The sequence below is a fragment of the Rhizobium sp. Leaf384 genome, assembly GCF_001424065.1.
Classification (GTDB): domain Bacteria; phylum Pseudomonadota; class Alphaproteobacteria; order Rhizobiales; family Rhizobiaceae; genus Ferranicluibacter.
Window position 1 is genome coordinate 40965 of record NZ_LMQE01000011.1, and the last position, 21995, is coordinate 62959.

At 63.7% G+C, this 21995-nt stretch carries 19 protein-coding genes; 12 read left to right on the forward strand and 7 right to left on the reverse strand.

All coding sequences use genetic code 11. From position 1 onward, the window contains the following. Positions 1 to 283: 283 nt before the first annotated feature. The 3 genes from ASG25_RS21565 to ASG25_RS21575 are packed head-to-tail and all read left to right on the forward strand — an operon-like array spanning position 284 to position 3825. A complete protein-coding gene (locus ASG25_RS21565; RefSeq protein ID WP_200942858.1) occupies positions 284 to 2095 on the forward strand; it encodes a YbhB/YbcL family Raf kinase inhibitor-like protein in 1812 nt (603 codons plus the stop codon). Positions 2096 to 2132: 37 nt separating this feature from the next. Next, positions 2133 to 3248, forward strand: coding sequence for an alpha/beta hydrolase (locus ASG25_RS21570; protein WP_200942861.1), 1116 nt, complete (start codon positions 2133 to 2135; stop codon positions 3246 to 3248). Between the two features lie 19 nt (positions 3249 to 3267). Then, positions 3268 to 3825: a DUF4142 domain-containing protein gene (locus ASG25_RS21575; protein ID WP_062479394.1), complete on the forward strand. Its 558-nt coding sequence runs from the start codon at positions 3268 to 3270 to the stop codon at positions 3823 to 3825. 166 nt (positions 3826 to 3991) lie between these two features. On the opposite strand, the gene ASG25_RS21580 is transcribed toward ASG25_RS21575, so the two are convergent. Then, complete coding sequence (locus ASG25_RS21580) at positions 3992 to 5857, reverse strand: ABC transporter ATP-binding protein (protein ID WP_062479442.1); 1866 nt, start codon at positions 5855 to 5857, stop codon at positions 3992 to 3994. A 47-nt stretch (positions 5858 to 5904) separates the two neighbouring features. Next, positions 5905 to 7101 (reverse strand): aminotransferase class V-fold PLP-dependent enzyme, encoded by a 1197-nt coding sequence (locus tag ASG25_RS21585; RefSeq protein WP_062479397.1) that lies wholly within the window; start codon positions 7099 to 7101, stop codon positions 5905 to 5907. A 130-nt stretch (positions 7102 to 7231) separates the two neighbouring features. On the opposite strand from ASG25_RS21585, the gene ASG25_RS21590 reads away from it, so the two are divergent. Then, entirely contained in the window at positions 7232 to 8062 is an 831-nt protein-coding gene (locus ASG25_RS21590) for an IclR family transcriptional regulator (RefSeq protein WP_062479447.1), read from the forward strand. Here ASG25_RS21590 and ASG25_RS21595 read toward each other — a convergent pair. From ASG25_RS21595 to ASG25_RS21615, 5 genes are all read right to left on the reverse strand, one after another. Beyond that, on the reverse strand, positions 8052 to 8549 hold the full coding sequence (locus ASG25_RS21595) for a RidA family protein (protein WP_062479400.1): 498 nt from the start codon (positions 8547 to 8549) through the stop codon (positions 8052 to 8054). The two genes, ASG25_RS21590 and ASG25_RS21595, sit on opposite strands and share 11 nt — an antisense overlap. 28 nt (positions 8550 to 8577) lie before the next feature. After that, positions 8578 to 9810 carry an amidohydrolase/deacetylase family metallohydrolase gene (locus ASG25_RS21600; protein ID WP_062479403.1) on the reverse strand — a complete coding sequence of 411 codons (1233 nt, stop codon included), beginning with the start codon at positions 9808 to 9810 and terminating at the stop codon, positions 8578 to 8580. A 1-nt stretch (position 9811) separates the two neighbouring features. Next, positions 9812 to 10684, reverse strand: a complete 873-nt coding sequence (locus ASG25_RS21605) for an ABC transporter permease (RefSeq protein ID WP_062479406.1) — start codon at positions 10682 to 10684, stop codon at positions 9812 to 9814. Further along, positions 10684 to 11625, reverse strand: a complete 942-nt coding sequence (locus tag ASG25_RS21610) for an ABC transporter permease (RefSeq protein WP_062479409.1) — start codon at positions 11623 to 11625, stop codon at positions 10684 to 10686. Before ASG25_RS21610 ends, ASG25_RS21605 begins: the two co-directional genes overlap by 1 nt. A gap of 149 nt (positions 11626 to 11774) precedes the next feature. After that, entirely contained in the window at positions 11775 to 13301 is a 1527-nt protein-coding gene (locus tag ASG25_RS21615; RefSeq protein ID WP_062479414.1) for an ABC transporter substrate-binding protein, read from the reverse strand. A 451-nt stretch (positions 13302 to 13752) separates the two neighbouring features. Between ASG25_RS21615 and ASG25_RS21620 the strand changes: the two genes are divergently transcribed. From ASG25_RS21620 to ASG25_RS21655, 8 genes are all read left to right on the forward strand, one after another. Beyond that, entirely contained in the window at positions 13753 to 16158 is a 2406-nt protein-coding gene (locus ASG25_RS21620) for an FdhF/YdeP family oxidoreductase (RefSeq protein ID WP_062479417.1), read from the forward strand. A gap of 67 nt (positions 16159 to 16225) precedes the next feature. After that, a complete protein-coding gene (locus ASG25_RS21625) occupies positions 16226 to 16798 on the forward strand; it encodes a c-type cytochrome (protein ID WP_062479452.1) in 573 nt (190 codons plus the stop codon). Beyond that, complete coding sequence (coxB, locus tag ASG25_RS21630; protein ID WP_062479419.1) at positions 16795 to 17808, forward strand: cytochrome c oxidase subunit II; 1014 nt, start codon at positions 16795 to 16797, stop codon at positions 17806 to 17808. Before ASG25_RS21625 ends, coxB begins: the two co-directional genes overlap by 4 nt. Before the next feature lie 47 nt (positions 17809 to 17855). Then, complete coding sequence (ctaD, locus tag ASG25_RS21635) at positions 17856 to 19727, forward strand: cytochrome c oxidase subunit I (protein ID WP_062479455.1); 1872 nt, start codon at positions 17856 to 17858, stop codon at positions 19725 to 19727. Beyond that, positions 19724 to 20326: a cytochrome c oxidase subunit 3 gene (locus tag ASG25_RS21640; RefSeq protein ID WP_062479422.1), complete on the forward strand. Its 603-nt coding sequence runs from the start codon at positions 19724 to 19726 to the stop codon at positions 20324 to 20326. Before ctaD ends, ASG25_RS21640 begins: the two co-directional genes overlap by 4 nt. Before the next feature lie 26 nt (positions 20327 to 20352). Next, positions 20353 to 20649, forward strand: a complete 297-nt coding sequence (locus ASG25_RS21645) for a hypothetical protein (protein ID WP_062479425.1) — start codon at positions 20353 to 20355, stop codon at positions 20647 to 20649. Between the two features lie 11 nt (positions 20650 to 20660). Further along, positions 20661 to 21563, forward strand: coding sequence for a cytochrome c oxidase assembly protein (locus ASG25_RS21650; RefSeq protein ID WP_347360099.1), 903 nt, complete (start codon positions 20661 to 20663; stop codon positions 21561 to 21563). Next, complete coding sequence (locus ASG25_RS21655) at positions 21538 to 21993, forward strand: c-type cytochrome (RefSeq protein WP_062479428.1); 456 nt, start codon at positions 21538 to 21540, stop codon at positions 21991 to 21993. Before ASG25_RS21650 ends, ASG25_RS21655 begins: the two co-directional genes overlap by 26 nt. Positions 21994 to 21995 lie beyond the last annotated feature (2 nt).

Sequence of the window (21995 nt, forward strand, 5' to 3'; positions counted from 1 at the left end):
GGGCCTTTTAGTGTGCGGTGTTCACGGGGTTGTCGAGCCACGAGATGTTTCAGCGGAACATTCTTTTGAGCTAGGTCAAAGACCCATCACGAACTGCTGAGCGGTGGCGAGACTGTCCTTCGAGCCAAGAATGACGCCGAGCCGTCGCCGCACCGACGTTCAATATAGGCAATCTTCCCCAGGGCGCCTGGTTTCTAGGACAGGAAGACATGCCCGACGTCTCTTGCTTCCATGGAACCTCATGAGCCTCCCGTAATTCCTTTGGTCAACGGAGGTGGATTTCATGACATATGGACGTTTCGGCGCTATGGCGCTGTGTGCTCTCATCGCGCCGCTGGGAGCTGCTGTGGCGCAGCAGGGCGACGGTACCGAGGTTCAGATCACGACAAACGTCTTTAAGCCCAACAAAGTGGCGCCCACCAGCGAGCGGATCGGGCAGATCAAGCTGCCGGACGGATTTGCGGTCGCTCCCTTTGCGCAGGGGCTCGGGAACGCCCGCATCGTCGCCGTGTCGGAGGAGGGCTTCATCTATGTCAGTCGCCGCGAGGAAGGCGACGTGCTGCTTCTCAAGGACGAGGATGGCGACGGGAGGGCGGACGGCGCACCGGTACAGGTTGCCGCTCGGGCACAGGCACACGGCTTGGCCATCCGGGACGGCAAGTTTTACCTTGCGACCGTCAAGGAAGTCTTCGTTGCGGACATCCACAAGGACGGCACGCTCGGGCCGCTGCAGATGATCATCGACGATCTGCCGGACGCCGGTCAACATCCCAACAGGGTCATGGCATTCGGCCCGGATGGCATGCTTTACATCAGCGTTGGATCGACGTGCAACGCCTGCAACGAGAGCAATCCCGAGAATGCGACCATGCTGCGCGCGACACCGGACGGCAAGAGCCGCACGATTTTCGCATCTGGATTGCGCAACACGATCGGTTTCGACTGGAATCCGAAAACCGGGGACCTCTGGGGCCTTGATCATGGCATCGATCTTCTCGGTGACGAGGTCCAGCCGGAAGAATTGAACAAGCTGGAGCAGGGCAAGCAGTATGGCTGGCCCCACGTCTACGGCAAAGGCGACATCTACCCGCAATCGACACCAGTGGGCGGGGTCACCAAGCAGCAGTGGCGCGACCAGAGCATGCCGATGGTCCTCGGGTACACGGCGCATGCCGCACCGATGCAGATGGTGTTCTACAAGGGCAGCGCTTTCCCAGCGGAGTTTGCCGGAGATGCCTTCGCTACGATGCGCGGGTCCTGGAACCGCAACCCGGCCTCGGGCTATGAGATCGTCCGCATCCACTTCGAGGATGGGGAGCCGAAAACCATCGAGCCGTTCCTGACCGGTTTCCTGAGCGACGGCGGCAAGGCGCATTTCGCACGACCGGTCGGGCTGGCTCTCGCCAAGGACGGATCGCTGCTGATGGCCGACGACGCCAACGGTGTTCTGTATCGCATTGCCTACTCTGGAACGGCATCGAAGGCGGCGGCCCCCGCAGCAACACCAGCAGGACCTATGGAAGCCCAGGCCGGAAAAGGCCTGAATGTCCCGATCGCGCGCGATCGTCCGGAAACTCAGACACGGCGGGGGACGGGAACAAGCCAAGCGATCGCCGTTTCGTCATCCGCATTCAAGTCCGGTGCCGACATGCCGGCAGAACACAGCGAATATGCCGATGGCGTTTCGCCACCGCTTGCCTGGCATGCCGTAAAGAATGCTGTTTCCTTTGCGATCATCATGGAAGACCCGGATGCAAAGCCGGTCAAACCGTTCGTCCACTGGCTCGCCTGGAATATTCCCGCCACGGTTACAAGTCTTCCAGAAGGACTGCAGGAGCAGCTGCGTCTTGTCGAGCCGGAAGGTGTTTTGCAGGGACGCAATACATCGGGCACCCACGGCTATTACGGTCCGAAACCGCCGGTCGGCGATGCCGCGCATGCCTACCATATCCAGGTTCTGGCGCTGGACACGATGCTGGACCTCCCGCCGACGGCCGACCGTGATGCGCTTCTTGCGCGCATCTCAGGCCACGTTATCGCCAAGGGCGAGCTCGTCGGTCACTACGCGCAAACTGTGGCGCCACCGAAAAAGTGACGGTTGGCTGCCTGCAATTCCTCAAGAAGGATAGATCATGATCGTCAGACTTTCCGCACTCCGCGCCGCAGGCTTCGTCGTGACCCTCGCGGCCGCGCCCGTCGCCCTGGCTCAGCAGCCCACAACCCCCGAGCAGACCGATCCGCAACCGGCACCCCAGCAATCCGCCACGCAGCAGGCGGAAGCGAAACAGGCGCAGCCCGATGCCCAGATGCAGACCGTGCTGGATGCCCTGAAGGCATTGCAGGCAGAGCCCTTCCACACGATCGGCGTACCGGAGGCCCGCACGCAGGCCAGCGCGGCTGACGCTGCCAGGACTGTGCAGCGGGACGCCAAGATTTCTCCGTTTCCAGAAGCGAAGGTGGCCACAAAGGACATCGCCATTCCCACCGCAAACGGCGGCTTGCCCGCTCGGGTCTACACGCCGGAAGGCAATGGCCCCTTCCCTGTCGTGCTCTACTTCCATGGCGGCGGCTGGGTCGTTGCCGACATCAACACCTATGACGCAACGCCACGGGCACTGGCGCTCGGCGCCAAGGCGATCGTCGTATCCGCGGACTATCGCCATGCGCCCGAGAGCAGGTTCCCGGCACAGCACGAAGATGCCTGGGCGGCCTATGAGTGGACTGTCGAGAATGTCCATACGCTCAACGGCGACGCAAGGCGTATCGCCGTCGCCGGTGAAAGTGCTGGCGGCAATCTGGCGGCAAACGTCGCGCTGATGGCCAAGGCGAAGAAGACCACGCAGCCAGTGCACCAGCTCCTTGTCTACCCGATCGCCGGCAATGATCTCGACACGCCGTCCTACCGGGAGAACGCGAATGCGCTTCCGCTGGGGAAAGCCGACATGGAGTGGTTCATCTCTCACGTCTTTACCTCCAAGGATCAGGCGGCCGATACGCGCATCAATCTCGTCGGCCGCGACGACCTTGGTGGGCTGCCTCCGGCGACCATAGTGACCGCACAGATCGATCCGCTTCGGTCGGAAGGCCAGGCGCTCGCAGAGAAGATGAAAGCCGCCGGGGTCAGCGTCAATCTGATCAACACCGAGGGGACAACGCATGAGTTCTTCGGCATGGGCAAAGTCGTGGACAAGGCAAAGGCAGCGGTGGATGCGGCCAATGCAGATCTCGTCAAGGCATTCGCGAAATAAGCTCGGGAGACTCACGACAATGGAAAACAATCGTTGGACGACAACGGCCTTCGCGCTGCTGCTCGCCATCCACCCCCTTTCTGCAAGCGTGTCGATGGCCAAAGAGCAGACGGCAAAGCCTGCAGGCGACGCTGCGGCAATGATGACGATCGACCGCGCGACCTTCGTGCCGGTGGTCGCCAGCGCCAACACATTCGAGATCGAGTCGAGCAAGCTCGCGCTCGACCGCGCGAGCGACGCTGGGATCAAGGACGCCGCCAAGATGATTATTGCCGATCATGAAAAAGCCGGCGAGAAGCTGAAGGCGACACTCCAGGGGAAAGACGCGCCGCCGCCAGAGGCAAAGCTCGCGCCAAAGCATCAGAAGATGATCGACCAGCTGCAGGCCGCTCGGGGCAAGGATTTCGACACGCTCTATCTCGACATGCAGGCTCAGGCGCACATGGAGGCCATCGCCCTCTTCCGCACGTATGCCGGCTCGGGTGACGACCAGGCGCTGGTGGGCTTTGCCAAGGAAACACTTCCGAGCCTGGAAACGCATATGGCCCACGTCAAGACGCTCATCGCGGCGGAATGACGGTGTTCAAAGGATGGCGGACAATGGACGCTGACAATCCGCGTCCCTGCGGAGACGGAAGGTCGCGTCTATGATGTCCGGATAGAGTGGGTCTTCTCATTCATGGCTGCATCACGGTGTTGTCAGATCCGGATGTTGTTCGACGCAGGACAGTCCCTCCATCGCGCTAAGCCTGCGCATCGTCCTGCACCGCCACGAGATGGCCCTCGGACACGACGCGGAACGTCCGTTGTTGGGGCACATAAGAGGCGGAGCGGATCTGGCTCTTGAGCTCGTCGGCTGTAGCGATCGGCGTGTCCCGCTTCCGATCAGGATCCGGCACCGGTACGGCAGCCATCAATTTTTTCGTGTAGGCATGCTGTGGATTGCCGAAGACGGCGCTTCGGGGGCCGATTTCCACGATCTCCCCCAGATACATGACGGCAACGCGATGGCTGACGCGCTCGACGACAGCCATGTCGTGGCTGATGAAGAGGAAGGCGAGGTCGAGGCTCTGCTGGAGGTCGAGCATCAGGTTGACGACCTGCGCCTTGATCGACACGTCGAGCGCCGAAACGCTCTCGTCCGCCACGATGATCTTGGGCGACAAAGCGAGCGCCCGTGCGATCGAAATGCGCTGACGCTGGCCGCCGGAAAATTCATGCGGATAGCGCGACGCCATGTCAGGGGTGAGGCCGACCTTGACAAGGAGATCGGCAACAACCGCGCGCGCCTGCTGCCGACTGCCCATCCGGTGTTCAAGATAGGGCTCTTCAATCGCGGCGCCTACGGTCATGCGTGGATTGAGCGAGGCAAAGGGGTCCTGGAAAATCATCTGCACGGACTTGCGCATCTCGCGCAGGTCGCGCTTGGGAAGCGTCAGCACCTCGCGACCCTCGACAAGAACAGAGCCACCGGTCGGCTCGATCAGGCGCATGATCGCCCGACCCGTTGTGGACTTGCCGCACCCGGATTCACCGACGAGAGACAGCGTCTCGCCCGCGCGCAGGTCAAAGGACACGTTCTCGACGGCATGCACGCGTCCTCTGACCCTCCCGAGCAGCCCAGCATGGATATCGAAACGCTTGGTGAGATTGCGAACCTGCAGGATGGGAGCGCCCGACGCAACGACCGTATCGGCGACTTCGACCGGGGCTTCAAGCAGGCCCGTTGCAGGATCAACCGTCGGGAACCGCAACGGTCTGCCATAAGCCTGCATGGTGCCGAGCACGGGCACGGCGGAGAGAAGAGCGCGCGTGTAAGGATGCTGCCCCCGATGAAAGATGTCGCTGGTCCGCCCGGTTTCCACCTGCTCGCCGCGATACATGACGACGGTGCGATCGGCGACTTCCGCGACCACGCCCATGTCGTGCGTGATGAACAGGACCGAGGTCCCCTCTTCCTCCTGCAGCATACGGATCAGGTCGAGGATCTGCCCCTGGATCGTCACGTCGAGGGCCGTGGTGGGTTCGTCGGCGATCAAAAGCTTCGGCTTGGTCGCGAGCGCCATCGCGATCATGACACGCTGACGCATGCCGCCGGAAAAGCGGTGCGGATATTCGTCGAAGCGCGAGGCTGCCGAGGGGATACGCACCTTTTCAAGAATGCGCACGGTCTCTGCGCGCGCCTCGGCCTTGCTCATAGGTGTATGGCAGAGGATCGCTTCGGAAATCTGGTCGCCAATCGTGAACAGCGGGTTGAGGCTGGTCATCGGCTCCTGAAAGATCATCGCGATCTCGTTGCCGCGCACCTTCCGCATCTCGGGTTCCGGCAGCGAGAGGAGTTCGCGACCGCCCAACATCACGCGGCCCTCGATCCGGCTCGTGTCCGGCTGCAGCAACCGCATGATCGACAGCGACGTGACGCTCTTGCCGGAGCCGGACTCGCCCACGATTGCGACGGTTTCGGCCGGCGCGACGGTAAAGGAGATGTCTCGGACCACCGGCTTCCACGCGCCGTCGACGCGGAACGACGTGCGCAGCGCCTCGACCGACAGCACCGGCTCTACCGTCGTCGGCGTCGTTTCAAGCGAGCGGTCCTGTGGTCTCGTCATGATCATTCCCTTCGTTTCACTCTCGCGATCAAAGCATCCTGACGCGGTCAGTCCGGCCAGCGCAGCATGCCGTCGAAGCGGTGGCGGCTGAGGTCCTCGATCGGGGTTGCGATGATCTCGTTGGAGGCACGGGCCCTGTCGAGCTCCTGCGCAAGGCGGGCGGCGACGATCTCAGCCTCACCAGGATGCAGGTTGCACGGATCGAGGTAGAAGTAGCGGTGCTCGACCTCGTGGTCGCGGACAATGATAGGCCGCTCGCCCGACCGGAGCGCTGCAGTCAGATCCCAGGCGGTGATATGCGCCTCCTGCGGATCGATGATCACCCGCATGCGGTCGAGAGGATTGCCCGTCGGATCGGGCTCGATGAGCGCCGTGACGCCGGGGCGGCCATCGAGCGTTTCCTTCCAGAGCGCGAGGGCGCCGGTCTCCCGCGCGCGGATGCTGGCATGGTCCCGCGTCTCCCAGGCTTCGAGCGCAGCCATCGCGCCGTAGATGCTTTCCTTGCCGACCTTCATGCCTCGACCGATGCCCATGTTCTGGAGAAAGGCGTTGCGGACAAGGTCTTTGCGGCCGGCGACGATGCCCGAGGTAGGGCCACCAAGGAACTTGTGCCCCGAATAGAGCGCAATATCGGCGCCCTGCGCGAGGAAGATCCTCAGATCATATTCGGATGCGGCATCCACGATGACCGGCACGCCACGAGCATGGGCGATCTCAACAAACTCCCTGAGGTTGAGCAGGCCGTAATCGACGACGTGGTGCGACACGACGTAGACGGCGGCAGCCGTCCGTTCTGTGATGGCGTTTTCCATGTGGTAGCGATGCGTGGAGGTCGCCTGCCCGATCATGACGACCCTGCCGCCGGCGAGACGAATGGCCTGATCCACCGGGGCGCCGTAACTGACGACATGCCCCATCTGCAGCAGCACCTCGTTCTTGTCGGTGCTCGTCTCGGGCAGCCGCTCGATCGCCAGGAGGTCCGGCCCGGTGATGGTTCCGGCCACCGCAAGGCTTACGCCGGCCGAGCAGGACGCCGTGATGAAGCCCGCCTCACCGCCCGTGAGCCGAGCAATGACGGCGCTCGCCTGACGTTGCAGCGCGTTGACCTCCACGAAATGCGGCAGGATGGCCGTCATGGCGGCAATGGCCTCGGGCACGACGATCGATGCGCCGAGGCTCGTCATCGTGCCGGAAACGTTGATGACGGGGCGAAGGCCAAGGGTGGTGCGGATATCATCGGACATGTGTTTTCTCCAGGCTGCGCGACGCCGAGGCGACGCGGGCATCTCTTGCTCTTTCAGAGCCTATGCCATAATAGTGCAATACGCGGGACGCTATGACGGCGAGCGAATGTGCAGGGTGAGCGGGATGGGCATGGATGCATCGAACGGGATTTCCGACGGGGCTGAAAGAACAGCGCGTCGCTCTCGCGTCAGCGGCATCGACAGGGCGCTTCAGGTCATCGATCATCTCTACGAGACCGGCGCGCCGGCGGGGTCCTATGCGATAGCGAAAGCCGTGGGCGCTCCGCTGTCGACGGTCTACGTCATCATCGACGATCTCGTGGAGAAGAACATGCTGGCGCGGAATGGCGACGGAACGTTGTGGCTGGGCTCTCGACTGTATCATTACGGCCTGGCTTATGCCCGCTCGCTCGACTTCATGAGCGTCGCCACGCAGGAGATGCATGACCTTTGCCGGGAGGCCGGCGAGACGGTGCAGGTCTGCGGCCGCGATGCCGACCACATGCTCGTTCTCGCCATGGCCGATGGCCCAAGTCACTTTCAGGTCGCTTCCCGTGTCGGCACCCGCGTGCCCCTCAACTGGACCGCCTCCGGCCGCCTTCTCGTCGGACATCTGCCGGAGCCGGAGCGGGTTGACCTCTTCCGGCGTGGCGCCCGCATGTCGCCGACAGGGCGGGCCGAGATCGATGCCGAAACCCTGTCGGACGCCGCGCGGGCGGCATTCGAGGAGCGGCTGTCGATCCAGGCCGGTGAGTCCGACTATTCGGTAGCCTGCATCGCCTCGCCGATCGTCGATCGCAGCGGCAATTGCGTTGCGACGATTTCGATCGTTCTTCCCGAACAAAAAGCGTTCGCCGACAAATCCGGCTATGCCGACCGCGTGAAGGCCTCTGCGGCGCGGATCGAGACGGTGATGGGCTGGCGACAGCATGGAAGCTCTTCTCACAGCGTCACTCCCTGAGAGCCACGATGGCTTCGATTTCGACAGTGATGTTGCCGGGTAACGAGCCGAACCCGACCGCCGAGCGCGCATGGCGACCGGCGTCTCCGAAGACCGCATTGATCAGATCCGAACATCCGTTGATGACCTTCGGGTGATCGCGGAATTCCGGTGCGGCGTTGACCATGCCGAGCAGCTTCACCACCTGTTTGACCCGAGAGAGGTCGCCGAGCGCCTCGTGCATCACGGCAATGAGGTTGATGCCGACAAGCCGCGCATCGTCATAAGCGGCTTCCGCGCTGATCTCGGCACCGACTTTGCCGGTACGCATCTGGCCGTCTGCCTCCCGGGTGCCCTGTCCCGAGAGATAGAGCATGTTGCCCTCGATGACGTGGGTGACGAAATTGGCGATCGGCTCGGGCGCTGGCGGAAGCTCGATACCGAGATCGGCCAGCCGCTCATAGGGCGTGGCCGTCTTCGGACCGGCGAAGGGATGGGGATGTGTCACGAAAACTCCTGTGTCGTGCAATGTCGCCTCAGCGATAGGCGTAGCCATGGCTGTGCCGCACGAGCCGGCGGGCTCGGGGAATGTAGCGGCTGGCGGCGATCGCCTCGGCGCCGATGACCGCGAAGCGCGGCTCGAACAGGCGGGTAAGACGCGAAACGTCGCCATTGCTGTCCGTCGCCTCCAGATCGGCATCGACGAGGTCGAAAATGGTGAAATCCGCCCGCGCACCGACGGACAGCCGATCCTCCATCGATAGCTTGATCACCTCGGCCGGAGCATGGGTGACCGCATTGACCACCTTGTCGAACGGCATGCCGACGGACAGCAGCTTCGACATGGTGGTGGCCAGATCCCAGACAGGAAAGTTCAGCGAATGTCCGTGCAGGTCGGTCGAGATCGAATGCGGCAGGAGCCCGCGGGCGATCGCTGCTTCAGCCACCTTAAACGAGAAGGACGCACCGCCATGGCCGATGTCGAGCCGCACGCCTTCGGCGGCGCAGCGCTCGGCAAGGTCAAAGAGGTCCTCGTCCTCCATGATGCTCGATCCCGCCTTGCCGTTAAAGCAGTGCGTGACCACATCGCCAGGCCCGAGAATTTCCAGCACCTCGTCGTAGAGGGCCGGCGGCTCACCGACATGCACCATCATCGGGATCTTCAGGATCTTCGCAATCTTCTTGCCGAGCTTGACAGGCGTCACGCCCCAGGATCCGGTAATGACATGGCTCGCCCGCACCTTGATGCCGACGATGTGCTCGCTGTTTTCGGCATAACACTCGATGATCCGGTCAAGGTCGATGTCGCGGATATCGCGCAGTTCGGCGACGCGGTTGCAGGCCACGAGCCCGATCGAGCCGAGATTGAGGAACGCCTTGATGCGCTCCCTCGACGGCTCGATGATGTATTCCCGGAATCCGTGGAAGTTCGCCTCTCCGGCCGAGCCCGCGTCGACCAGCGTCGTCACGCCGCGCTCCGCGCCGCATTCCGATGGGCGCAGCGAGATATCGGTTCCGCCATGCCAGATATGGACGTGAAGATCGACCCAGCCCGGCGAAATCCATGCGCCTTTGCCATCGATGCGCGCGGCACCCGAAGGAGCGGCAATCTCCGCACCGATCGCCGCAATCCGTCCGTCCGCTTCAACGAGAATATTGGTTGAAGCTTCAGGCTGCGCACCGGCGGTCTGGACAGCTTGTCCAGCCTGGCCGAAGGCCATTGGCCTCACATTCGCGAGAAGAAGCGGCTTTTGCGTTTCGCCGGTCATGTCATACGTCCTTTTGAAGTCTTGGGTCGAGCATGTCCCGCAATCCGTCGCCGACCATCTGCAGCGACAGGACAGAGAGAATGATTGCAAAGCCGGGGAAGTAGGTCATCCACCCGGCCTGGCCGATATATTGCCGTCCGGCGGCGATCATCGTGCCCCACGTCGCCACATCCGGGCTGACGCCCAGCCCAAGGAACGACAAACCGGCTTCGGCCAGCATGGCGCTCGCAAACAGGAAGGTCCCCTGCACCAGGATCGGCGACAGGAGATTGCGCAGCACATGGCGCGTCATGATGTGGAACGTCGAAATGCCCAATGCCTGTGCCGCCTCTACATAGGGCAGCTCGCGAATGACGAGGGTCGAGGCGCGGACGATGCGGGCAAGCCGCGGCGCGTAGACGATCGACAGCGCGACGATGACGGTGGTCAGCGACGGTCCGAGCGCGGCCACCAGAGCGATGGCCAGGAGAATGTCCGGAAACGCCATCATTGCGTCGATCAGGCGGGCGATCGGCGTGTCCAGCCGCTGGAAGAATCCGGCGAGGAGCCCCAGCGTGACCCCGATGACGGCGGATAGGACGACCACAGCGGCACCGACGAGCAGGGACAGCCGGGCAGCATAAAGTGTGCGCGAGAAGACATCGCGGCCGAATTCGTCCGTGCCGAACCAGAAGACGTCACTCGGCGGCTTCAGCCGGTTGACGATCGACAGCTTCGAGGGCGAATAGGGCGCGATGACAGGTGCGAGCACTGCGAGCAGGACAAAGAGAACAAGGATGGCAAGACCGACGGCGACCGTCTTGCGTCGAAGGAAGCTGCGGATGAACCGTGCGGTGTCACTGGAAGGCTTCGCTGCAATCGAGATGTCTGTCATCAGTAACGCACCCTCGGGTCGATCAGCAGGTAGAGCATGTCGATCGCAAAATTGATGAGGACATAGAGGGCGGCGATGACCAGCAACGCACCCTGGATGACCGGATAGTCTCGGCGAAGCACGGCGGACACGACGAGACTGCCGATGCCCGGCAGGCCGAACACCGTCTCGGTAACGACGGCACCGGAGATGAGGACAGCGGCCGTCAGTCCGATCACCGTCAGGATCGGGATCAGCGCATTTTTGAGCGCGTGTTTGAGAATGACCTGCCGTTCCACCAGGCCCTTCGCGCGGGCGGTGCGGATATAGTCGTCGCCGAGCACGTCGAGCATGGAAGCGCGGGTGAAGCGCAGGATGAGCGCGGAAGAAACGAGCCCGAGCGCAAAGGCCGGCAACGTCAGATGATACATGCGCTCCAGAAACGTCGAGCCGGGCCCGCCATATCCCGACACCGGGAAGATGTTGAGATTGACGGCGAAGACCTGCATCAGGATCAGGCCCAGCCAGAAGCTCGGAATGCTGGCGGCGAGCATTGCGACGGTCGTCGCAGCCTGGTCGACGAAGGAGCCCCGGCGATAGGCAGCGTAGATCCCGATCGGCAACGCAATTACCGAAGCGATCGCCAGCGAGAAGAGGGTGAGAAAGAAGGTCGGTTCGGCACGATCCAGAAGGGCCGAGGTGACGGGCATATTCAGGAAGATGGACTGGCCGAGATCCCCCTTTGCCATCTGCCCGAGATAAAAGACGTACTGCACGAGAAGCGATTGATCGAGCCCGAGCCGCGTGCGCAGGTCCGCAATATCCTGCGCCGAGGCATCGGGCCCGAGCATGACCGCTGCCGGGTCTCCCGGCGTGACGCGGACGATGACGAACACGATGGTCACGACCAGGAACATGACGACGATCATGCCGGCAAGTCGCTGGAGGATGTAACGGATCATGTCTTCGACTTTCCGGTCCCGCTGGGGGACGCGAGGGTGACAGCAGAAAGGGACGTATGCTGCGGCAGCGGATACCGCCGCAAGCGGCGCCCAGATACAAGATCGACGGTTTGACGCCGGCGGTTACGGCCAGCGGCTCTTTTGCGGGATCACTTCTTGATCGACGCGTTCCAGAAATATGGCCACGGTGCCGGCTCGATGCCCTCGACTTTCGTGCTCTTGGCCGCCAGCGCGTTGAAGTCGCCGATCTTCATGTAGGGAAGCTCCGCATACATGGCTTTCTGCACCTCGGCCCACAGAGCAAGACGCTTGGTTTCGTCGGCTTCGGCTGAAAAGGCCTCGACGGTCTGTTTGCGCAGCGGCGTGTCCCACCAGCCGGGGGATGTCGGCGCCAGGGATCCGATGAGCGCCGGTTCCGGCAGGAAGGGGCTATGGGTGATGTAGATGTCCCAAAGGCCCTTGTCGGCCCGGCGCTGGGTGAGCGTGGCCCAGTCCACGACCTGGAGATCGACCGTGAAGCCGGCAAGCTTGAGATATTCGGCGGCGACCTGCGCCATCTTGTAGTGGAACTCGTACTGGCGGCTCGTGAGGATGCGGATCGGCTTTCCGTCATAGCCGGCAGCCTTGGCCGCCGCGGCTGCCCCTTCCGGATCCGCGAGATTGTAGTTGCCCTCAACGCCGGCATTCGTGTTCCAGACGAAGGTCTTCGGGTAGATATCGCCGTCGAGCGCGTAGAAGTCTGTGCTGCCGAAGGCGGCGGCCATCATGTCTTCCATGCTCAGCGCCTGGCGGATCGCCTTGCGAATTGCCACGTCTTCCGCAACGCCTTCGGCCGTGTTGAACACGAAGACGGGATAGCCGAACGGTTTGAGCACAAGCGGCTCCGACGCCGACGAGCCCTTCAGCCTGTCGAAGGATTCGACCGGAAGGCTGTCAATGTAATCATACTGGCCCGAGATCGCGGCTTCCACACGGGTGTTCGCATCGGGAACGGGCACGAAGCGGATCTCGTCGAGATATTGGTGGCGCGCGCCGCCGTACCCGTCTGCCTCGCCGTCGCGCGGCTTGTAGCCGTCGAAACGGGCGAGTTGAATGTACTGGTCGGCCTTGCGCTCCTTCAACATGTAGGGCCCGGTGCCGATGACATCGGTCATGGGTTCGCCTTGCTTCTCGCTCGGCAGGATGATGGCTGCGGAATTGTTGAAGGCGAGAAGCGAGACGAGCGGCGCGTAGGGCTGCTTCAGCGTGATCGTTACGGTCTGCGGGTCCGTCGCCACGATGGTGTCGAGGAAGGCCGCCGCTTGTTTGCCGCGCGAGGCAACCTTCACCCAGCGCTCGAGCGAGGCAACGACGTCGTCGGAAGCCATGGCGGAACCATCATGGAACGTGATGCCGCTGCGCAGGCGGATCGTATAGGTTTTGCCATCCGCGCTGATCTCGGGAAGGGCTTCGGCCAGAAGCGGCGTCGGCTTCCAGGCCTTGTCGAAGGTGTAGAGCGTCTCGAAGATGTGCTGTGTAACGATGCCCACGAGATCGGCGGTGGAGGCCATGGGGTCGAGTGTCGGAGGCTCGCCGATCGTCGCAACGTTAAGGACACCGCCCTTTTCCTGGGCTGCAGCCAATGAAGGAACGGCAATCAGGGCCGTTGCGAGAAGGAATGCTAGTTTCAGACGCATCACATAGTCCTCCAGTTTGTTCCATTATTATGTTATTAGAGCTTTTATAACAGAATAACGGACAGCGAGTGTCTGTCAATGGGTGTACTGGATGTTGGAGGCCGGAGTTCTGGAACGCGGAGAGACACCTCTTAGTGCTAGAGTGCCGCGGAGGACGGCAGCGGCCGGTTTCGCGGTGCAAGCAGCGGGTTCGTTTCCCGTCTTAAACGAAATGATCTCCGACAAACCGGGCGCGGTTTAGTGTCTACCGTCTGCGCAACCTTCCGTCCTCGGCCGGTCTGCCAGACAGTCTGTCGAACTGACGTACTCATTTTGACAGGTCGTTGATCGCCTCGTTCGTTTTTGTCGGCCGAGCGCGTCGGGAGAATGCGGTAGACGGTTGCGGGAACTCTCGCGACGGATCCCAGTTTGAAGCTTCGACTTGGCCTTGCCATAGGGGGAGAACAGCCGGATGACGACAGCGGGGCCAGCCAAGCGGCCGGTGATCAAGATCTATACCGGCCCTGCCGGTGGTTGGGGATCGGCGAAATCGGTCACTGACATTCTCCTGCGCGAGCGCGTCACCGCGACGGGCTCGGCGCTCCTGCGCAAGCAGAACAAGGCCGCTGGCTATATGTGCGTCAGCTGCGCCTGGGCAAAACCTGCAAAGCCGCACCCGTTGGAGTTCTGCGAGAACGGTGCCAAGGCAACGGCCTGGGAAATCACCCGTCGGCGCGCCGGCCCGGATTTCTTCCACGCGCACACCCTGACCGCGTTGGAGGGCTGGCGCGATCACGATCTGGAGCAGCAAGGCCGACTGACGGAGCCGATGCGCTGGAACGCGGAAACAGACCGCTACGAGACGGTGACGTGGGAGGTGGCCTTCGAGGAGATCGGCCGCGAGCTGCAGGCGCTGGAGCCGGACGCGGTGGACTTCTACACGTCGGGACGCGCTTCGCTCGAGACCTCCTATATGTTCCAGCTGCTCGCGCGGATCTACGGCACCAACAACCTGCCCGACAGCTCCAACATGTGCCATGAGAGCACCTCCGTCGGCCTGCCCGAAAGCATCGGCGCGACGGTCGGCACCGCCATCCTGTCCGACTTCGAAAACACCGACTGCATCTTCTACATCGCCCAGAATGTCGGGACCTCCTCGCCGCGCCTGCTGCACGATCTGCAGGATGCGGTGCACAGGGGCGTGCCCATCGTCACCATCAACCTGTTGAAGGAGCGGGGGCTGGAGCGGTTCAAGAACCCGCAAGCGCCGACCGAGATGATGTCGCCGACGGCGACGCCGATCTCCTCGGACTATTTTCAGGTGAAGAACGGCGGCGATACCGCCGCTCTCTTCGGCATCTGCAAGGCGCTGATCGAGGCGGACGATCTCCTGAAACTGTCGGGAACGAGCCTCGTCGTCGGCAAGGACGACGTGCCGGATGATCCGTCGGAAGCCGCATCCGTCGCCTTCGCGGCATCGGTGGCGAGCGCCGACAAGAAGCATGTGCTCGACCATGATTTCATCGCCACGCACACCGCAGGCTTCGAGACTTTTGCGAACGCTGCCCGCGCGCATGCATGGAGCGAGCTGGAGCGCGTGTCGGGTCTGACGCGCGCGCAGATGGTGCGCGCCGCCGCCATCTATGCTGCGGCCGATAGCGTGTTGATCGCCTATGGCATGGGCCTGACGCAGCATGTGATGGGCGTCGAGAACATCCATATGATCGCAAATCTCGCGCTTCTGCGCGGCAATATCGGGAAGCCCGGCGGCAATATCTGCGCGGTGCGCGGGCACTCCAACGTCCAGGGCCAGCGCACGGTGGGCATCACCGAAAAGCCCGACCTCGTGCCGCTCGACAAGCTAAAAGACCTCTACAGGTTCGAGCCGCCGCGCGAGATGGGGCGCACCACAGTCGACACCTGCGAGGCGATCCTCAGCGGAAGGGCGCGCGCCTTCGTCAGCCTCGGCGGCAACTTCCTGCGGGCCGTGCCCGAAACCGCGGCCGTCGAGGCGGCATGGCGCAAGCTGCGCCTGACGGTGCAGATCGCGACGAAGCTCAACCGCAGCCACGTGCTGCATGGCGAGATCGCCTACCTGCTGCCGTGTCTGGGGCGGATCGAGATCGACCAGCAGGCGAGCGGTCCGCAGGCGGTCTCGATCGAGAGTTCAGTGGCGCAGTTTCACGGCTCGCGCGGCTCCACCCGCCCCGCCGGCCCGAACCTTCGGTCGGAGCCTGCCATTATCGCCGGCATTGCCAAGGCGACGCTGACGCGGGGCCAAGTGCCCTGGGACGAATGGGTTGCCGACTATGGCGAGGTACGCAATGCCATAGAGACCACCTATCCGGAAACCTTCAAGGATTTCAACGCCCGCCTCTTCCAGCCCGGCGGCATCACGCGGCCCCTACCCGCGCGCGAGCGCAAATGGGTCACCCGCAACGCAAAGGCCAATTTCCTCACCCCGGAGCGGCTTTTCCCGGATTTCCACATCAAGGAAGGCGGCGAGCCTGCACTCAATCTCGCCACGCTGCGCTCGAACGACCAGTTCAATACCACGATCTACGGCTATAGCGACCGGTTTCGCGGCGTGGAGGGAACGCGCAAGGTCGTGTTCATGAATGTCGTCGATATCGCCCGACGCGGTCTGGCGCCGGGTGGCAGCGTCGAACTGGTGACCGCGCTGGAGCCGGAAACCAAGCGCAAGATCGAAGGCTTCCGGGTGGTCGAGTACGACATCCCCGAAGGCTGCTGCGCCGCCTATTTCCCGGAGAGCAATCCGCTGTTCCCGCTTTCCCACCATGACCCCAAAGCAAAGACGCCGTCCTACAAGCTCTTGCCGGTCTATGTCCGTCCGTCGCGCGTCCAGCCGGTCGATTGAGGGAGCCGACGTGGGATCGTCCAGGGGGACACACGCGCAGACATCCGGCGGATCCTCGGGCGCCCGCATTCTGGCGGCGCTCGGGCTGACGTTCCTGTGCGTCATCTCGGCGGCGGCCGTCGGCTGGCTGCGCGCGCCGCGCCAGTATCGCGCAGACCCACCGGTGCAGGATGATCTCGGCCGGCTGCGGCTGATGCCGAACCGGATCGGCGGCACGCCGCCCGAAAGCTATTTCGCGCTCGGCAAACCCTATGAGAAGACGGGATACGACCTGTCCCAGGGCAAGCGGCTTTACACCTGGTTCGGCTGCTCCACCTGCCATGGCGATGGCCGCGGCAAGATCGGCCCGTCCTTCCTCGACGGCTGGTGGCTCTATGGTCCGGAAATGATCTCGGTGGTCGCCTCCATTCGCGACGGGCGGCCGCATGGCATGCCGGCTTACGGCAACCGCATGACCAGCGACCAGATCTGGCAGCTTGCCGGTTATGTCAGGACCGTCGGCGCCTATGCCCCCTCCCCGTCTGCTACGTCCCGCAATGACGATCCGCAGACGCGCCCCGCCGAGAACCGCGGCCCCGCCGTCCAGCATTTCGAGCAAGGGCCTGTGGGCATGAACCCCCGGCAGGGTCCTTCGCCATGACCGCGCCGACAAGACACCGCCCCGCCCCTCCGGCACGGCTTTTCCTTCTGGCGCCTCTTGTGCTGTCGAACTGCAGCGGCGTGCAGTCGGCCCTCGATACCGCGGCGACGGCAGCCGGGCACCTGCGGCTGCTCATCCTGTCCTTCACGCTGATCTGCGGTGTCGTGTGGCTGCTGGTGATGGTCATGCTCGGCTGGGCGCTCCTGCGCCGTCGACCGGCAGCAACGGACGCGGGCACGCAGCGGCGGCTGACCATTGCCGTCTCGGTCTGCGTCGCGGCCACCGTCGTCATCGTCGGCGGCCTCACCACGCTCAGCTTTCTTGCCACCCGCACGCTCGGCAGCGGCGAAGGCGAGATCGAGGTGGTGGCCGTGGGGCAGCAATGGTGGTGGCAGTTTCTCTATCCGGCCGGCGGGTTCCAGACGGTGAACGAACTGCACATCCCGGTTGGGCGCACGGTGCGCATCCGGCTCGAAAGCCCGGATGTCATCCACTCCTTCTGGGTGCCGAGCCTTTCCGGCAAGGTCGACATGATCCCCGGCCGCACCAACGCGCTGACGCTGAAGGCAGAGCGCCCCGGCCTCTATCGCGGCCAATGCGCCGAATTCTGCGGCCTGCAGCACAGCCATATGGCGTTCACGGTGATCGCCGAAGACGCTGCCACTTATGCCCGCTGGATGGTGGAGCAGGCCCGACCGGCGCGCACGCCTGATACGTCGCATCCTGACACGTCGGAGGCCGAGGCCGGCCGCGCCGTGTTCCTCGTCAAGCCCTGCGCGGCCTGCCACACCGTGCGCGGAACGCGGGCAGTCGGCACCACAGGGCCGGATCTCACCCACGTCGGCAGCCGCCGCACCATCGCTGCCGGACTGCTTGACACCACGCGCGGGACTCTGGCCGCCTGGACGGCCGATCCGCAGACGCTGAAACCGGGAACGACAATGCCGCTGGTGCCGCTGACGAGCGACGAGCTGCGTCAGGTCTCCGCCTATCTGGAGAGCTTGAAGTGAGCCGCAGCCGCAATGATCCCGAGGACAGGAGACCGTCCGACGTTGACCTGCCGGAGGCCGAGGTCGCGCGCCGGCTCCACCGGACCTGGGCAACGCCGCGCACCCTGAAGGACGCATTGTCAACCGTCGATCACAAGATCATCGGACGCCGCTACATCGCCACCGCCTTCGTCTTCCTCATTCTGGGCGGTCTTCTGGCGCTCGCCATGCGGCTGCAGCTGGCCGCGCCCGAGGCCCGCATCATCGGGCCGGACCGCTACAACCAGATCTTCACCATGCATGGCACCACCATGATGTTCCTCTTTGCCGTGCCGGTGATGGAGGCTGTGGGCGTGTTCCTGGTGCCGCTGATGATCGGCACGCGCAACATCGCCTTTCCCAAGCTCAACGCCTTTTCTTACTGGATCTATCTGGCCGGTGGCATTCTCCTCTGGGTGGCGTTCGCGGTCGATGTCGGGCCGGATGTGGGCTGGTTTGCCTATGTGCCGCTCGCGGGTCCGGAGTTCTCCCCCGGCAAGCGGGCCGATATCTGGGCGCAGATGATCACCTTCACCGAAGTCTCGGCGCTTGCCGTCTCGGTGGAGCTGGTCGCGACCATCTTCAAGCAGCGCGCGCCCGGCATGTCGCTCGACCGCATTCCCGTCTTCGTCTGGGCCATGCTGGTCACGTCGTTTCTCGTCATCATGGCCATGCCCGCCATCATGGTGGCCAGCACCACGCTGATCCTCGACCGGCTGGTCGGCACGCATTTCTACAATCCGGCGGAGGGTGGTGACGCACTGCTCTGGCAGCACCTGTTCTGGTTCTTCGGCCATCCCGAGGTCTACATCATCTTCCTGCCGGCGGTCGGCATGGTCTCCACCATGATCCCCACCTTCTCCGGCCGGCCGATCTTCGGCTATCTCGCGCTCGTCATGGCGCTGATCGCCACCGGCATCCTCTCCTTCGGCCTCTGGGTCCACCACATGTTCACCACCGGACTGCCGCGGCTGGGGGAGAGTTTCTTTACCGCTTCCAGCATGTCGATCGCCGTGCCGGCCGGCGTGCAGATCTTCTGCTGGATCGCCACGCTCTGGGCCGGCCGACCGCAGATGAAGGCCCCACTCCTCTTCATCTGCGGCTTCATCTTCACCTTCGTCATGGGCGGCATGACGGGGGTCATGGTGGCGTCCGTACCGCTCGACAGCCAGGTGCACGACACCTACTTCGTCGTGGCCCACTTCCACTATGTGCTCATCGGCGGTGCCCTGTTTCCGCTGGTGGCTGCCATCTATTACTGGCTGCCGAAGGCGACCGGGCGGATGATGAGCGAGCGGCTGGGTCGCGTCGTCTTCGGCCTGATCTTCGTCGGCTTTCACGGCACGTTCTTTCCCATGCACATTCTCGGCCTGATGGGCATGCCGCGGCGGGTCTATACCTATCAGCCCGAAATGGGCTGGGGAGGCATCAATCTCTTCGTCAGCGTGAGCGCGCTGGTGCTGGCGGCAGGCTTCCTCCTGTTCTTCATCGATGTCTTCAGAAGCGCGCGCAGCGGGCCGCTTGCTGGGCCCAACCCCTGGAACGCGCCGACGCTCGAATGGGCAACGAGCTCGCCGCCCGAATCCTACAACTTTCTGCGCATTCCGGTCGTCTCCAGCGCCAACCCGCTCTGGGACGATCCGGACGGCCCGTCGGTTGCCTCCGGACTCAATATCGACCGGCGGGAGCTTCTGGTGACGAGCGTGGTAGAAGCGCTTCCCGAGGCGCGCGAGTCCTCGCCGACGGATTCGATCTGGCCGCTTTTCGCGGCCCTGGCGACGGCGATCCTGCTGATCGCATCGATCTTCACGCCCTGGGCGGTGGTCTGGGGCGCCCTGCCCGTCACGCTCGCGCTGATCTGCTGGTTCTGGCCCAAGGGCGAGCCGGAGGACGAGGCATGAAGGAAAAGATCGCTCTCGACGTTTCGCATCTGCCCCTGCATGGAGAGGGGATGGCGAGCCTCACCTGGTGGGGAACCTGCGCCTTCATGCTGATCGAGGGCACGGGCTTTGCGCTCTCGATCGCCGTCTATCTCTATCTCATGAGCCTCGCCCCGCTCTGGCCGATCCGGGCACCCGCGCCCGACCTTCTTCCCGGCTCCATCCTGACGCTGATCCTTCTGGCCAGTCTGGTGCCCAACATCCTCGTCGGCCGCTGGGCAAAACAGAAGGCGCTGCGCAAGGTGCGGTTGGGGCTGGTGATCATGTCGTTTGCCGGGATCGCCCCGCTGATCGTGCGGATCTACGAGTTTCCTGCCCTGCACGTCTCTTGGGACGACAATGCCTATGGGTCGATCACCTGGCTCATGCTCGGCCTCCACACCACGCATATCCTGACCGATCTCGTGGACACGCTAGTGCTGACCGCCCTCATGTTCACCCGCCATTCCGACAATCCCCGACGCTACGGCGACGTCGCCGACAACGGGATGTACTGGAACTTCGTGGTGGCGACGTGGGTTCCGCTCTATCTCTGCCTCTACTGGGTGCCCCGGCTATGAAAGTGACGGCGCAGCGACGAAGCCGCTTGCACCTGACCGGGCTTGTCGCGGCGCCGGCTCTCTGGGCACTGACTACGCAAGCCGCGCTGCTGCTGCCGCATGCAGACTGCCGGCTGGGACTGACGCTCAGCCTCCTGGCAACAGCCCTTGCCGCCCTCCTGTCGCTGGCGAGCGCCGGCCTCTCGCTCGCCTCCATTGGGCCGGCCCGGCCGCGCATGCGCGTGTTCCTCGGCTTCATCTCCGGCCTTGCCGCACTGATCTTCACCTATGCCCTTCTCCTGCAGATGGCAGCATCCTTTCTGGTCGACCGATGCCAAGCGTGAAGATGCCGAGCTTGAAGATTTGGGGTCTGATTGCCGTCTCCATGCTCCTCGGCGCGCCGCCCGCCTTTGCCCATGGCGGCGAGCCGCATGACGAACTGCAGAGCGGGCTCGGCTGGACGACAGATGCCTGGATCGTCGTCCCCGTAACCCTGTCGGCTCTTGCCTTCGCGCTCGGCAGCCGCCGCCTTCTGCAACGCGTGAGGGCCGGCCGGGCGCAGCTTTCCTGGCGTATCGCATCCTATGCCGTTGGGTGGCTGACATTGGCGCTGGCGCTCCTCTCGCCGCTGCATGCGCTGGGCGAGCGAATGTTTACGGCGCACATGGTCGAGCACGAAACCCTTATGGCGGTGTCTGCGCCGCTGATCGTGCTCTCGCGCCCGCTCGCGTTCCTGCTGTTCGCGCTGCCGGATCCTGCCCGGCGCGGCGCGGCGCGGCTGTGGGCCGCAAGCGGCCGTCTCCGGTGCCAGTTGCACAGTGGCGCTCTGGCAACGATCGTCCATGGGGCGGTGCTCTGGCTCTGGCATATGCCGCCGGTGTTCGACGCGGCCGTGACACACGAGGGTCTGCACAGGCTCCAGCATCTCAGCTTCTTCCTCTCAGCCCTGTGGTTTTGGTGGACGGTGCTCTGGGCATCCAGCCGGGCGGCCGCCACCTGGCACCTGTTCGTCACCATGATGCATATGAGCGTACTGGGGGCGCTCATGGCACTTGCGCCGCGCGTGCTCTACGGCATCCAGACCAGCCATGCCGCCGCCTACGGCCTGACGCCGCTCGAAGACCAGCAGCTTGCAGGCCTTTTGATGTGGGTGCCGGCCGGCACCGTCTATGCGGGAGCGACGATGGCGATGGCAGCCCTCGCTATTGCACGATCCGGGAAAGGAGCCACCCATGGGCCTGTTGTCACGCGCGCCTGAGCCCGCTCCACCGCCCGCTTCCGGAAGGCGGGCGTCGGCATGGGTGGCGACCTGGGGGGCAGCGAGCCTGTGTCTGACCCTGTCGGCCGGCATCGCCATAGACCGCCTGCGCGCAAACCGGCAGACGACAGCCGTGGCCGTTGCGCTGACATCCGGCGATCAGGCGCTCGCACCGCCGATCTTCCGACGCTACGGCTGTACCGGTTGCCATACCATCCCCGGCATTCCCGGTGCAGATGGCAAGGTCGGCGGCAGCTTGGAAGGCCTGCAGGCACGGGTCTACATCGCTGGCACGCTCAACAATACGGCCGATGCGCTGGTGGCCTGGATCGCCGAGCCGCAGCGCTTCTCTCCGCATTCCGCCATGCCGGCGACCGGGATATCGCAGCAGGAGGCCCGCCACCTAGCAGCCTATCTCTACACGCGGTGAAG

Bases quoted from the DNA above. Each gene is read 5' to 3' on its own strand.
- coxB (WP_062479419.1), top strand. From the start codon at position 16,795: ATGACCGCGCCGACAAGACACCGCCCCGCCCCTCCGGCACGGCTTTTC.
- ASG25_RS21620 (WP_062479417.1), top strand. From the start codon at position 13,753: ATGACGACAGCGGGGCCAGCCAAGCGGCCGGTGATCAAGATCTATACC.
- ASG25_RS21580 (WP_062479442.1), bottom strand. From the start codon at position 5,857: ATGACGAGACCACAGGACCGCTCGCTTGAAACGACGCCGACGACGGTA.
- ASG25_RS21585 (WP_062479397.1), bottom strand. From the start codon at position 7,101: ATGTCCGATGATATCCGCACCACCCTTGGCCTTCGCCCCGTCATCAAC.
- ASG25_RS21640 (WP_062479422.1), top strand. From the start codon at position 19,724: ATGAAGGAAAAGATCGCTCTCGACGTTTCGCATCTGCCCCTGCATGGA.
- ASG25_RS21655 (WP_062479428.1), top strand. From the start codon at position 21,538: ATGGGCCTGTTGTCACGCGCGCCTGAGCCCGCTCCACCGCCCGCTTCC.
- ASG25_RS21610 (WP_062479409.1), bottom strand. From the start codon at position 11,625: ATGATCCGTTACATCCTCCAGCGACTTGCCGGCATGATCGTCGTCATG.
- ASG25_RS21600 (WP_062479403.1), bottom strand. From the start codon at position 9,810: ATGACCGGCGAAACGCAAAAGCCGCTTCTTCTCGCGAATGTGAGGCCA.
- ASG25_RS21590 (WP_062479447.1), top strand. From the start codon at position 7,232: ATGGATGCATCGAACGGGATTTCCGACGGGGCTGAAAGAACAGCGCGT.
- ASG25_RS21570 (WP_200942861.1), top strand. From the start codon at position 2,133: ATGATCGTCAGACTTTCCGCACTCCGCGCCGCAGGCTTCGTCGTGACC.
- ASG25_RS21575 (WP_062479394.1), top strand. From the start codon at position 3,268: ATGGAAAACAATCGTTGGACGACAACGGCCTTCGCGCTGCTGCTCGCC.
- ASG25_RS21605 (WP_062479406.1), bottom strand. From the start codon at position 10,684: ATGACAGACATCTCGATTGCAGCGAAGCCTTCCAGTGACACCGCACGG.
- ASG25_RS21565 (WP_200942858.1), top strand. From the start codon at position 284: ATGACATATGGACGTTTCGGCGCTATGGCGCTGTGTGCTCTCATCGCG.
- ASG25_RS21615 (WP_062479414.1), bottom strand. From the start codon at position 13,301: ATGCGTCTGAAACTAGCATTCCTTCTCGCAACGGCCCTGATTGCCGTT.